Raw genomic sequence first — 14021 nt, 5'->3', positions numbered from 1 at the left:
ACCTGGACGAGCTATATGCTGTGATTATTGCGCACCCTCGGTGACAGCAATTTCTTTCTCCAAGTCTACTCTGGACAAATTAGCCTTCAAGTAATCTGGTGTATCGGGCAGCACAAGATGTAGATTGGATTTTTGACAAATACGGATTGTGCACTTGTCGACAACAAAATCAAAAACATGCCCGCCTCCAGTACGTTCATCATTAATAAAATGGAGATGAAATCCGGCTACTCCAATCCCTTGGGCATAAGCAGGTGTCCAAAAGCCTGTGATTACGCCGGAAGCGTCATTAAAAGTAAAGGTAGGCTGTGACTTGGTTGCTTCGATAAATGGTTTGTAAGGCTTCACTTGATGAGGCACAGTACGTGTCTTTACTTCACGAAAAGTGCCATCCATACGGAACGCATAGAACAGATTACGGCTTGGAAACAGCTTTAGCAGCAAAGCTTCCAGCTCTTCACGATGCATGGGATGGTCAATAGTATATGTGAAATCTTCGCGGAAAAAGGTGACGGTGGAAAACGGAGTAGTTTCTTCCGGTTTTACGCGATGGGCCGTACCGTCTGGAAGCAAGTGATAAAATTCACCATCGAACGCGATCATCTCGCCATTCAGTTGATCAAAGGTACCAATTCCGAAATCCCCGTGCTTTTGCAGCTCCTCAAAGGCAACAACTCCATCATAAAGACCATCTAATAGAGCAAGCATAGTGGACGTTTGGTAAATATCATGATCAGTTTCTTGCTTGGTTTCCAGTCCTGCAACGGTCATGGTAATACACTTCCTTTTGTAATTGTATGCATTCATTTTCTTTCTTTTTCAATAATAAACGTAATGTTTCAGTAAATAACACAAATAGCTCAAAAAAATTATAAAAAATAACGTGTTGCTCTTTAATTGTCACGAAACCGTCACGAGAGAGTCTCGGTAAAAGTTAGTTTAATTGATTTGGTAGCAGTTTGCGTCCCAACTGGATATTATCTTGATAATCAATCGGAATATCAACGACCACAGGGCCATCCGTATGAAGAGCTTGCTGCAATACGTTTTCCAGTTCTTCAGGAGAGTGGACGCGTAATCCGGTGGCCCCAAAACTTTCCGCATATTTCACAACATCCACATCTCCAAATTTTACACCAGACGTTCTGCCGTATTTAATCTGTTGTTGAAAGGCGACCATGTCATAGGTACCATCTCTCCATACAATATGCACTAGCGGTGAGTTAAGACGTACAGCGGTTTCGAGCTCCATGGATGAAAACAGAAATCCTCCGTCTCCAGAAATAGACACGACTTTTTGACCGGGGTTGACGAGTGTAGCGGCAATCCCCCAAGGCAGTGCTACGCCCAACGTCTGCATTCCGTTGCTGAATAGCAGGCGTCGCGGTTCATACGAACGGAAATACCGTGCCATCCAAATGTAGTGTGAACCGACATCACAGGTGACTGTGACGTTATCATCAATCAGACTGCGAAGTGTGCGAATAAATTGTAATGGATGAATCAGAAAATCATGCTTGTGGGCTGGAACAGCTGCTTGCTCGTTCAGATCATGGCGTAGACGATTCAATTGGTCGCAGGAGGATTTAGGTAGCTTTAAGGTAGGTAACTCTTCTGCGAGGCCACTCACAATCAGACCTATGTTCCCGATTAACTCGTAGTCCGGTTGATAATCATGATCAATATCGGCTTGATGGTCATCCAGATGAATGAGTGTTCGATTTGCCGGGATGTTCCAGTTTTTTGGGTCGTATTCGATAGGATCATAGCCAATCGTCAGTACCAAATCTGCGGCTCCAAGCAGCATATCACCCGGTTGATTTTGGAACAGCCCCACTCTTCCAAAATAGTGGTCTTCCAGTTCACGGGAGATGGCTCCAGCGGCCTGGAAGGTTTCGACAACAGGCAGATCTGTATCTCGAATAAGAGCACGGATAGCTGCGGTGGCTTCAGGCGTGCTGGCTTTCATACCGAGAAGAAGTACGGGCAGTTTGGCTTTTCTGATTTGGTCTGCGACTTGTTTGATGAGCTCGGCGGGTGCGGTCCCAAGCTGGGGAAGGGAAACCTTCTCAATGACTGTTACTTCGGATGACGAAGTCAACACGTCCTGCGGCAGGCTGACGAATGTGGCTCCAGGCTGGGCTGAGGTCGCAATCCGAAATGCATTAGCAATGGCTTCCGGTACATTATCAGGGTGTTCTACTTCTACACTGTATTTGGTGATAGGTTCGAATAGCCCGGCATTATCCATAGATTGATGTGTGCGTTTCAGGCGTTCGGATCTTGGGACTGCACCTGCAATGGCGACGACAGGATCACTTTCTGCATTCGCGGTGACAAGTCCTGTCGCCAAGTTAGACGCGCCTGGACCCGAGGTAACAATGCATACACCCGGCTTACCAGTTAATCGACCGACCGCTGCTGCCATAAAGGCGGCATTTTGTTCATGGCGGCATACGATCAATTCTGGACCCCGATCTTGAAGAACATCAAAAACAGAATCGATTTTGGCACCTGGAATGCCAAAAATATGCGTAACCCCCTGCTTAATCAAACAGTCGACAACAAGGTCGGCTCCTTTTGTATCGGATTTGGTTTTAGTTTTAGTTTGAACAGCTTGCACTTTTGTACTCAATGCTACCACCTCTTCTTCTTCGTGTGTGAAATAAACTAATGAAATACTTTCAATGTAAATCAATGGATGTATATTGCAATTATAATACAATAACTGGTATTTTCAAGAAAGAAATTTTCAGAAAAAAAGAGAAAATCGTATAAAACGTTTTCAAAGTTTGATTTATCGCGGAAATTAAAATTTGTGGAATTTTCTTATGGTCTCAGTCATCGAGAAGGTTTAGAACAGTTCTCCTCAAATGGGGGCAGATCATTTTTATCCGCTCACATGATAAAAATCACTTTCCTCTACAAAGGATAGCGGTTACAATGTAATTGTTGTTAACGTAAACATTAAATTTAAGGTGAAGTAATCCAGCGTGATAGGATGTACAGAAATCATATTATAGCTTTTTCATCCTGTATAACCACGTGGATTTCTATGTTATGGAGAATGTAATTGTTAAAAGGTAAGTAGAGCTCGAATATTTTTGTTAACGTTAACAATTAATTAAGAAACACGATTATAGAAGGGATGAGAAAGTAATGACCAAAACGTTTTTAGACGAAAACTTTTTGTTGAGCAATCCAACGGCTGAAACCTTGTATCATCAATATGCCAAGGATATGCCGATTATTGACTATCATTGTCATTTAAGTCCACAAGAAATTTATGAAAATAAAAAATTCAAGAATATTACGGAAGCTTGGTTGTACGGTGATCATTACAAGTGGAGACTTATGCGGGCCAATGGGGTCGAGGAGCGATTGATCACGGGTGATGGTGAAGATTATGACAAGTTTCTGGCCTGGGCCAAAACTGTACCTACATTGATCGGCAACCCGTTGTACCATTGGACACATTTGGAGCTTCGACGCTTTTTTGGTGTCTACGAGTTGCTGAATGAACAGAACGCACCTGTGATTTGGGAAAAGGTAAACCAAAAGCTGCAGGGGCCGGGCTATGGGGCACGTGATCTGATTGTGAACTCGAAGGTAACTGTCGTGTGCACCACGGATGATCCGACCGACCATCTCGAATACCACAAACAAATCAGCAAGCTGACCGATTTCCCAGTAGCTGTGTTGCCAAGCTTCCGCCCCGACAAAGCTTTGGAAATTAATCGTGAAACCTTCCAGCCATGGGTGGCTCGATTGGGTGAAGTCAGCGGATTGGACGTTTCCGGGTTTGAAGGATTTTTGAATGCGCTGGCAAGCCGGGTGCGCCATTTTCATGCTGCCGGAGGTCGGGTATCTGATCATGCGCTGGATACTGTAGTTTTTGAAGAAACAACACCGGAGGAAGCAGCAGCCATATTCAGCAAGGGGCTGGAGGAAGGCCGTGTGACTCCTTTGGAAGAGGCGAAATATAAGTCGTACGTGCTGGTCTTCCTTGGCAAACAGTATGCAGAACACGGCTGGGCGATGCAGTACCATATTCACGCGCTGCGTAACAACAACACTGCGATGTTCCGTCGTTTGGGACCGGATACAGGCTACGATGCTGTAAACGATGGTTCCCTCGCTCGTCCACTGGCAGCATTGCTGGATGCACAGGAGCTGGCAGGAGGATTGCCAAAAACCATTTTGTATTCGCTTAATTCGGTTGACTATCCAGTATTGGCAAGTCTCGCAGGCAGCTTCCAATCCGGTGGTACAGTAGGGAAAATCCAGTTTGGTACCGCTTGGTGGTTTAATGACCATATCGAAGGCATGCAGGAGCAGATGAAGCTGCTGGCTAATTACGGAGTGCTATCCCGCTTTATTGGCATGCTGACGGATTCGCGCAGCTTTCTATCTTACACACGTCATGAATATTTCCGCCGTATCCTTTGCGATTTAATCGGAACGTGGGTTCAGGAGGGCAAGGCCCCTGAGGATCTGGAACTGCTCGGAGCCATGGTACAAAATATTTGCTACAATAACGCCGAGCAATATTTTAACTTCCCAACGGTTGTTCATAGTAAGTGACGCTACATTTAAAGTGAGGACTCACTAACTTCAGAGAAAAGGAGCTCTTGCTAGGAGCTTGTACCCATCTCCCGGCAAGAGCAATTAAAAACCAAAATAGATATCAATGAGTATGTGAAAATAATTACAAGTGTAGAGGAGTGTGTAGGTATGGGAGTGCCTATCGTGCAGGAGAGCGTCCAAACTGACAACAAGACAGGTGAGCATATTAGCCTGAAAGAAAAGATTTCGTATGGTATGGGTGACTTTGGAAACGGATTCATGTTTGATTTGGGGCAGTTGTATTTGCTGAAATTTTTTACGGATGTAGCAGGGGTTTCTGCAGGAGCCGCCGCAGGCATTTTCTTGGTCAGCAAGCTGTTCGCCGCCGTCTGTGATCCCATTGTAGGGTCCTTTGTTGATTATCGCAAACATATCGGTACACGCGGAAAATTTAGACCTTTTCTTGTCGTTGGAAGCGTTATCCTAGCAATTCTTACGGTTCTTACCTTTATTTCGCCGAATATTTCACCCACAGGCAAACTCATTTACGCCTACGCGTCCTATATGATCTGGGGGATTGGTTACTCTATTGTAAACATTCCATACGGCTCGTTGGGTGCTGCCATTACGCAGGATACTCAGCAACGTGCTTCGTTGTCATCTTTCCGTCAGGCGGGATCACTAGGCGCATTATTCGTAACCAGTGTCGTGGTCATGCCGCTTATTTTATTGTTTCCTAACCATCATGTTGGCTATCCGGTGGTCATGGGAATTATGTCATTCATTGGTGTGATCGCTTTCATCATATGTTACCGAGGAACGAAAGAACGTATTATTAGCCAGTCCGGGCCCAAAGAGAAGCTATCTTTAGGCGTGATTGTGCACACCTTTACGAATAATAAACCCTTGCTGGTACTCGTTTTAATGACGATTTTCACCATTTCCGCTTACAATATCAAGTCCGCACTGTTGATCTATTTTGCCGAATATAATTTGGGACATGTAGAATTAATGGCGTATATGAATTTTATTATTATCGGTTCGTCACTGCTGGGTGTATTGTTCCTGCCCAAACTGGTACGGCGTTTTGGTAAACGTAAAACAGCAATCTTAGGGATGCTAGTTAGCGTTATTGCCGATTCGATTAACTTTTTGATGCCTTCCAACGTATATATTTTCACAATTCTGGCGAGTATTTCGTTCATTGGTATTAGTATTCCCAACGGGGTTACCTGGGCATTCGTGTCCGATATCATTGATTACGGCGAATGGTCATCCGGGGAGCGCAAGGAAGGGATTACCTACTCACTATTTAACTTTTCACGTAAATTGGCTCAATCCTTGTCCGGTTTTCTATCGGGTATTGGACTGGCGCTTGTAGGATATGTACCGAATGTGATTCAATCCTCTGGAACGCTGCTTGGAATCAAAGCCTTGCTTTGTCTTTATCCGGCTGTTGCCTTGGCATTGGCTATGCTAGTAATCGGTAAAATGTACAAACTGACGGACAGCAGACATGCAGAAATGGTTCAAGAATTACAGCGTAGACATGCGGACAACCGCGTATAATTTGTGAAGGTCTTCTTTTCCGGGCGGCTCCTGTGGTATGGTGAGTATATAATTTTTTAGAGCCTTACTAAGGAAAGGATACGTATATGGCAGCTACTATTAAAGACATTGCCAAACTGGCTAATGTTTCCCATACAACCGTCTCCCGGGCGCTCAATAACAGCCCGCTGATTAAAGAAGATACGAAACGCAAAATTATGGAGTTGGCAGAGCAGCTCAATTACATTCCAAATTACAATGCTAAAAGCCTGGTTCTCCAGCGCTCGCATACGATAGGCCTGTTTTTCACCAGTATTTCAGAAGGCACCAGCTCCAGTTTTTTTGCGGATACCATCCGTGGAGTTAACAACGTCATTGGGGTGGATTACAATCTGTTTGTGCGAGGAATTGACGATTACGCTGATTTTTCTGCTATTCATCGCAAGCGTTTTGATGGCATCATTCTGATGAGTCAAAGCGAAGCGGACAACCCTTTTATTTATCATGTGCTAGGTCAAGGCATTCCGCTAGTTGTACTGAACCGGCAGGTGTCTGGGGCTGGGATTGTAAATGTGATTTCTAATGATAAGGAAGGCTCCTATGAAGCTGTTTCCTTTCTCATTGAAAGCGGGCATGAACGCATTGCGATCATCGAGGGGGTAGAAGGCTTCAAGTCGACCCAGCAACGCCGCGAGGGTTTCATGAATGCATTAATTGATCGTGGTAAGCCGATCCGACACGAATATATTGTGCAGGGTCACTATGATACGGAAAGCGGAAGTCTGGCAATGAAGCAACTGCTTGCCTTGGAAGAACCACCGACAGCAGTGTTTTGCTCTAACGATGATATGGCTATTGGTGCGATGAATGCGGTATTTGAAAAAGGCTTGAAAGTACCGGAGGATATCTCTATCATTGGGTTTGACGATATCGGCTTCTCAATGTATACGACTCCACCGTTAACGACGGTCAAAAGACCGATTGAGCAGATTAGCGAGCGCGGAGCCGCTTGCATTCTGGAACGAATTCAGTCACCGTCCAATGAGGGCGAGCTTATATTTATGGAAACCGCGCTCATGAAGCGGAAATCGACGGCAGACAGACTACGCTGAGTTTTGTTATGTAAAAGAGGCAAGCCCCAAAGGGGCAGGAACAATGCTCAAGCACTGTTCCTGCCCCTTTTTTGTTGAAATGAGCACTTTCGTCATGTATTTAACGAAAGAGATTGGTTTTTGCCAGTTCAACAATCTCGTCTCCGCGTCCGTTCAGCACGGCTTTCATCATCCACAGCGTAAAGCCCTCTGCTTGCTTAAGATTAATTTTAGGTGGCATGGATAGTTCCTGACGGTTCACCACCACATCTACCACAACAGGGCCGTCATGAGCCAATGCTTGCTGAATGGCATCCTCCAGCATGGTCGGATCTTCAACCCGAATGCCCTTAAGTCCCATGGCTTGTGCTACAGCACCAAAATCAGGGTTAACCAGTTCAGTCCCGTTTTCCAAGAATCCGGCTGCTTTCATTTCCAACTCGACAAAGCCGAGAGCGCCATTGTTGAAAACAATAACTTTTACAGGCAGTTGATGCTGTTTTAGGGTGAGCAGGTCGCCCATCAGCATCGTGAGTCCACCATCGCCTGAGAGGGCAATCACCTGTCGGTCAGGCTCAGTGGCTTGCGCACCGATCGCCTGCGGCAGTGCATTTGCCATCGTACCATGATTGAAGGAACCAAGAAGTCGGCGCTGACCGTTCATTTGCAAATAACGCGCTGCCCATACTGTGGGAGTACCGACATCACAAGTGAAAATAGCATTTTCCTGGGCGGCATCACTGATAACCTTGGCGAGATATTGCGGATGGATCGGCATATGGCCTGGCTTACCTACCGCCAGATCGTCCAGCTCCTGGCGTACCTTGGCATAATGGGAGACGGTTTTTTCCAGATGCTTGGCATCATGCTTCGACGTTAAATGAGGAAGCAGCATTTCCAACGTTGCCCTTACATCCCCGCATAAACCATACGTCAACGGAGTTCGTCTGCCGAGATGGGAAGGATCTATATCTACCTGTAGGACAATCGCATCTTCAGGATAAAATTGTCTGTAAGGAAAGTCTGTTCCGAGCATGAGCAGGACGTCACAATCCATCAAGGCATGGTACCCGGAAGAATACCCGATCAGTCCCGTCAATCCAGCATAATAAGGGTTGTTATATTCCAAATATTCCTTGCCTCGCAGAGCGGATACCATGGGAGACTTTAGCTTGTCGCACAGCTGCATAAGCAAGTCGTGAGAGTGAGCACAACCAGCGCCACATAGCAGCGTAATTCGTTTACCGTTATTTAAATATTCGGCCAGCCGGGAAATTTCAGAAGCGGATGGATGGACGACAGGTGCTGTGGGGTGATAGACATGTTCAGGAGTGGGCACCTTTTCAGCTTCCAAAGCTGCTACGTCACCGGGAAGAACAATGACGGAAACACCTGAACGTGAAACTGCCTCCTGAATAGCCATGGTCACTGTTCTTGGAATTTGACGCGGTGTCGTAATTACCTCACAAAAGTGACTGCATTCTCCAAAAAGATGCTCAGGGTGTGTAGCCTGAAAATATTCACTTCCGATTTCATCACTTGGAATATGAGCCGCAATAGCAAGTACAGGCACTCGATTGCGGTGGCAATCATATAAACCGTTAATCAGATGCAGATTCCCGGGTCCGCTACTACCGGCACATACGGCAATGCTGCCACTAAGATCAGCATCTGCTCCAGCTGCAAAGGCAGCCACTTCTTCGTGCCTTACATGAATCCATTCAATTTGACCATTGCTGCGAATGGAATCCACCATATTATTTAATGAATCTCCAACGATACCATAGATCCGCTTGACTCCTGCATTAACTAAAACTTGTACAATAGTATCTGCGATTGTCTTCATAGATGCTCCTCCTGCCTAGTAAGTAGTGTTATCCTGCCCGTGCTTTCTTGCGTCTATTCTGCTGAAATGTATATATGAACAAGGTCTCGGGATAGGGTAATAGTTAGCCTTAACCGTCTTGGAACAGGTGCGAAACAACGCAAGAAGGACAATATACTTGCATATTTTTATATAAACGTATATGTTAACGTGTTCATATTATTGTCATTATTATTTTTTTAAACTAAAAATGTTGATAAAACTATTTTGTTAACGTGTGCATTGTGATAAAATAACGGTGAAATCATTATGGTACTAGTGGGAGGCTACTCCAGATGAAACATGTAGATGAATTAGACCAATTAAACAGAAAAAGCTTTATTATTACAGAACCACATCCCGAGAGGGTACTGCAATTCGGGGAAGGGAACTTCCTGCGTGCTTTTGTAGACTGGCAAATTGACAAAATGAATAAGCTGGCAGAATGGAATACAGGGGTTGTGATTGTACAACCGCAGCCAGGAGGCCTTGTGGAGAAGCTTAACGTACAGGATGGTCTCTATACGGTTATCCTTGAAGGAATTAAGGACGGGAAAGCCATGAAAGAGCATACCGTTGTGGAGTGCGTCACTCGTGGTATTAATCCATACGGCCCGGAATTCATGGAGTATGAAGCATTATCCCAAAAGCCAGAGCTGCGCTTTATTGTTTCAAACACAACGGAGGCAGGGATCGCTTATGCACCTGAGGATCAATTGGAAGATCGCCCGCAAAAAAGCTTTCCAGGCAAGCTGACCGCCTTTCTGTACAAGCGCTTTCAATTTTTCAAGGGCGATCAAAGCAAGGGACTGGTCATTATTCCGTGCGAACTCATCGACCGTAATGGAGACGCTCTCAAGGAAATCGTTCTGAAATATGCGAACCAATGGGAGCTTGGGTCCGAATTTATTGCATGGCTAGAGAAAGCGAATACGTTCTGCAACAGTTTGGTGGATCGGATTGTACCTGGTTATCCCAAAGACCGGATTCATGAAATCCAAGCGGAATTGGGTTACAAGGACGATTTGGTTGTTGTGGGCGAACAGTATCATTTATGGGTTATTGAAGGGCCACAGTGGCTTAAAGAAGAATTACCTGCTCATTTGGCTGGATTGAATGTACTGATTGTCGACGATATGGCGCCATATCGTACACGGAAGGTGCGCATTTTGAATGGAGCACATACGGCGCTTACCCCTGTAGCCTATCTATATGGCCTGGATACAGTGGGGCAAGCGGTCGAGCATAAGGTTATGGGCGAATATATCCAGTCGTTGATTCGAGAAGAAATTATTCCGACACTGGACTCGCCAGCAGCGGAATTGAATGTATATGCCGACGATGTGATTGAACGGTTCCGTAATCCCTATGTAAGTCATTATGTCATGAGCATCGCATTGAATTCGGTATCCAAGTTCAAGACACGGAACTTGCCATCCTTGCTACAGTATGTGGCACAGCGTAAGGCGTTGCCTGCCAAAATCGTATTTTCGCTAGCATCCTTACTCGTATTTTACCGGGGAGACAGAAATGGCGAGTCGATTGCATTGGCCGACGAAGCGGAAGTATTGAGCACGTTTGGCGAACTGTGGAGTACGTATGACGGATCTCTCGCTGGAGCGAAGCAATTGACCGAGCAGGTACTCAGCAAACAGACATGGTGGGGTCAAGATCTGAATCAGATCGAAGGGCTGGCTGAACAAACGGCGCAGCACGTGTATGAAATTACAAGCAGAGGAATGAAGGAGACGCTCGATTCTCTAACCGGGAACAGCGTACCTGGAGCATAAGCAAGGAGGAGACTGGAATGCTGGAATTCATTCAAATTCATGATCAAGATAACGTGGCTGTCGCTTTGCGTGATTACAAGCAGGGAGAGACGCTGGCATGGGGAGCACAACAAGAACAATGCGTGGAGCTGGCGGAGGATGTAGCGCGTGGGCACAAAATTGCGTTGCAGGACATCCCTGAAGGTGCGCATGTCCTGAAATACGGATATCCCATCGGTCATGCCATTCAGCCCATTCAGGCAGGTCAACATGTGCATACGCATAATACGAAAACGAATCTGACAGGTGTGGAGGAATATACTTACAAGCCTAAGCCAGCTCCTCATATTTATGAACAGGAGAGTCGGACGTTTCAAGGATTTCGGCGCAAGGATGGTCGTGTAGGGATTCGCAATGAGTTGTGGATTGTGCCGACGGTAGGCTGTGTGAACGGAATTGCCGAACTCATTTTAAACCGCTTCAAGCAGGAAGTGGGAGATATCTCACCTTTTGAAAATGCACTTGTGCTCAAGCATAACTATGGATGTTCTCAGTTGGGCGACGACCATGCACATACGCGCACGATTTTGATTGATGCAGTGAAACACGCGAATGCGGGTGGCGTACTAGTACTTGGTTTGGGCTGTGAGAACAATGAAATGAAAGAATTTAAAGAAGCCATCGGGGAATATGACACGGAGCGGGTGAAATTTTTGCTTTCCCAGGAGGTGTCGGATGAAGTGGAGGAAGGGGTAAGGTTGCTCCATGAAATTTTTGCAGCTGTGCAAGAAGATCGAAGGGAGCCTGTACCTTTGTCTGAGCTGAACATCGGCTTGAAATGCGGTGGATCTGACGGTCTGTCGGGTATTACTGCCAATCCACTGCTTGGACGATTGTCGGATTATATGGCAGCACAGGGTGGAACGACCGTACTGACGGAGGTACCCGAAATGTTCGGCGCGGAGACGATTTTAATGGAGCGCGCTGCCGATGAGCAAGTATTCGATAAGATCGTACATTTGATTAACGATTTCAAACAATATTTTCTGGATTATAAGCAGCCAGTATACGAAAATCCGTCACCAGGCAATAAAGCAGGCGGCATCACGACACTGGAGGATAAATCACTGGGCTGTACGCAAAAATCCGGGTCCTCCACGGTCACCGATGTTATTCAGTACGGGGAGCGTCTCAAGACCAAGGGACTTAATCTGCTCAGCGCGCCGGGGAACGATCTGGTTGCTTCTTCGGCGCTTGCTGCAGCGGGCTGTCAGCTCGTCATATTCACAACCGGGCGAGGCACGCCTTTTGGCTCGTTCGTTCCGACGATGAAGGTGTCGACCAACTCGCCGCTATATAAGGCTAAACCTCACTGGATCGACTATAACGCTGGTTCACTGGTGGAGGATGTCAGTATGGAAGATGCGCTACGCAACTTTGTCGATTACATTATTGACGTAGCCAGTGGAACCTGGGTGAATAATGAGAAAAACAATTTCAGGGAGCTTGCTATCTTCAAAAATGGTGTTACATTGTAAAGGGTTGTAACCTAAAGGAGGCGGAAGAATCCGCCTCCTTTTTGTGTTTGAATGCTGCTAAATACACATGTTAGACTTACTGCAAACCATACTATACGGATATTCGCATAAGGGGGAAATACAGTGCCACATGACATTATTGCTTATCGAGAAGAAAATCATGATCAACTCGTAGATATTTGGCTTCGGGCAGTACGCCAAACGCACACATTTTTGTCTGAAGAGGACATTCAATTTTACCATCACATCGTAAGTAACGGCGCTTTTAGAGAAATTGAGGTTTGGGTAGAATGTACTGAACTTCAGGAGCCCACGGGTTTTATCGGGCTGGACGGGCAGAAAATAGAGATGCTGTTTGTCGACCCAGAACGGCATAGACAGGGCACAGGCAGCCGACTTATCAAGCATGCTGAAAAAATAAAAGGGACGCACCTCAAAGTAGATGTGAATGAGCAAAACGAGAAGGCGCATGCTTTCTATAGACATTATGGCTTTAAACAAACAGGACGATCTGCGCTGGATGGATCAGGCCGGGCATTTCCGTTGCTTCATATGGAACTGAACAAATGAATGCTCTATAGGATCTACATTTTGAAAACTGGAATATTTTATAATTTTCCTTGTCATATGTTTGATTTCATGATATAACTTAATTACGTTATAAATACGTAATTAAGTTATTTTTGATTGGGATATAGATCATGGTTTGTTTGATGAGTACAAAAGTCGGACAAGGAGGTGGGGAGGGTGGATGATCTTGTTCACTCCGACATCACAGATCTAGACACACTTGTTAACATGATTAAGCTGTCCTTTTCGTTTATGGATGGTACCCATATGATCGCTTTATGCGATCAGCTGTATTACCACGTCAACCAGAAGTATCAAGAGTGGCAGCTCTACAAAGCATTCAAGAAACCTATACAACCGATACATACCAAACGGCCGTTAGTCTACTATTACGGCTACAGTCATCTTATGAAAGGCATGGCCTTCCAAAAACAGGGCAAGTATGAGGCCGCCCGAGACTGCATTGAAAAATATGCAGAGTTAGGCTGGTTTAATGGTCTCGATCCATATGGAGAAGCAGAAGTGGATTATTATCGCCATGCTGCGAGAGCTAATTTATATGCTCTTGATATTTTGTCAGGTCGTTCCGAAATGTTGCAGGAATACGTTCAATTTCTTCGTGACAATCCGGAAGAGCTGTTACCAGGACTTCTTTCCATTGTTGAGGGAGCGACCAGACACGACTATCCTTTGGAGCGCGTGCTTGAATCATTTGCCGAACAAATTGAGGATTTTAAATATTTTGAAGAGCCTGTGAATGTTTCATATTATTTTCGCTTCTGCTATCAGTTGGCTCTTTATTATATAAAACTGCGGCAGTTTAGGGTTGCGTTGGGCTATATCCTGCAATCTCTCAAGCTGTCCGATACTCTGGGTATGGAACATGAGCATGAGTTTAGGAAATGTACTGCTATATTTGAGATTTTCAGATCCCAAGCTACGGCAACACAGCAAGACCAATATATAACTATTCTAAAAGGAGTGTTAAAGGATGAAAAAATTGATTTCACGCCCGTTGTCGCTCAGTCTGTTTAGTTTGCTGGTGTTTGTAACTAGTCATGATCTCATCACCGTG

General features: G+C 45.4%; 10 protein-coding genes. 7 read left to right on the top strand and 3 right to left on the bottom strand.

What is annotated here, in order from left to right:
• Positions 1-24 precede the first annotated feature (24 nt).
• Both budA and alsS read right to left on the bottom strand, forming a co-directional pair.
• Entirely contained in the window at positions 25-771 is a 747-nt protein-coding gene (budA, locus tag ACXHJ1_RS21310) for an acetolactate decarboxylase (RefSeq protein ID WP_016821069.1), read from the bottom strand.
• Between the two features lie 163 nt (positions 772-934).
• Positions 935-2644 (bottom strand): acetolactate synthase AlsS, encoded by a 1710-nt coding sequence (alsS, locus tag ACXHJ1_RS21305; protein WP_026065499.1) that lies wholly within the window; start codon positions 2642-2644, stop codon positions 935-937.
• A 515-nt stretch (positions 2645-3159) separates the two neighbouring features.
• Here alsS and uxaC point away from each other — a divergent pair.
• The 3 genes from uxaC (at position 3160) to ACXHJ1_RS21290 (ending at position 7226) form a co-directional block, all read left to right on the top strand.
• Entirely contained in the window at positions 3160-4584 is a 1425-nt protein-coding gene (gene uxaC / locus ACXHJ1_RS21300) for a glucuronate isomerase (RefSeq protein ID WP_457905198.1), read from the top strand.
• A 150-nt stretch (positions 4585-4734) separates the two neighbouring features.
• A complete protein-coding gene (locus tag ACXHJ1_RS21295; RefSeq protein WP_016821072.1) occupies positions 4735-6135 on the top strand; it encodes an MFS transporter in 1401 nt (466 codons plus the stop codon).
• A gap of 86 nt (positions 6136-6221) precedes the next feature.
• On the top strand, positions 6222-7226 hold the full coding sequence (locus tag ACXHJ1_RS21290; RefSeq protein WP_457905197.1) for a LacI family DNA-binding transcriptional regulator: 1005 nt from the start codon (positions 6222-6224) through the stop codon (positions 7224-7226).
• A 100-nt stretch (positions 7227-7326) separates the two neighbouring features.
• Here the strand turns inward: ACXHJ1_RS21290 and poxB are convergent, their stop codons facing one another.
• Positions 7327-9051 (bottom strand): ubiquinone-dependent pyruvate dehydrogenase, encoded by a 1725-nt coding sequence (gene poxB / locus ACXHJ1_RS21285; protein ID WP_457905196.1) that lies wholly within the window; start codon positions 9049-9051, stop codon positions 7327-7329.
• A gap of 314 nt (positions 9052-9365) precedes the next feature.
• On the opposite strand from poxB, the gene ACXHJ1_RS21280 reads away from it, so the two are divergent.
• The 4 genes from ACXHJ1_RS21280 to ACXHJ1_RS21265 all read left to right on the top strand — a co-directional run bounded on the left by ACXHJ1_RS21280 (position 9366) and on the right by ACXHJ1_RS21265 (position 13981).
• The gene (locus ACXHJ1_RS21280; RefSeq protein WP_167438441.1) at positions 9366-10859 is read left to right on the top strand and encodes a tagaturonate reductase; all 1494 of its coding nucleotides are present in this window, start codon (positions 9366-9368) and stop codon (positions 10857-10859) included.
• Between the two features lie 17 nt (positions 10860-10876).
• A complete protein-coding gene (locus tag ACXHJ1_RS21275; protein ID WP_457905195.1) occupies positions 10877-12376 on the top strand; it encodes a UxaA family hydrolase in 1500 nt (499 codons plus the stop codon).
• A gap of 123 nt (positions 12377-12499) precedes the next feature.
• Positions 12500-12946 carry an acetyltransferase gene (locus ACXHJ1_RS21270; RefSeq protein ID WP_031463366.1) on the top strand — a complete coding sequence of 149 codons (447 nt, stop codon included), beginning with the start codon at positions 12500-12502 and terminating at the stop codon, positions 12944-12946.
• Positions 12947-13123: 177 nt separating this feature from the next.
• Complete coding sequence (locus ACXHJ1_RS21265) at positions 13124-13981, top strand: DNA-binding protein (protein WP_016821078.1); 858 nt, start codon at positions 13124-13126, stop codon at positions 13979-13981.
• Positions 13982-14021 lie beyond the last annotated feature (40 nt).

The organism is Paenibacillus sp. ALE2 (genome assembly GCF_054113385.1).
Note: the sequence above shows the minus strand (reverse complement) of the source record. Positions and strands in the feature narration are given on the sequence as shown.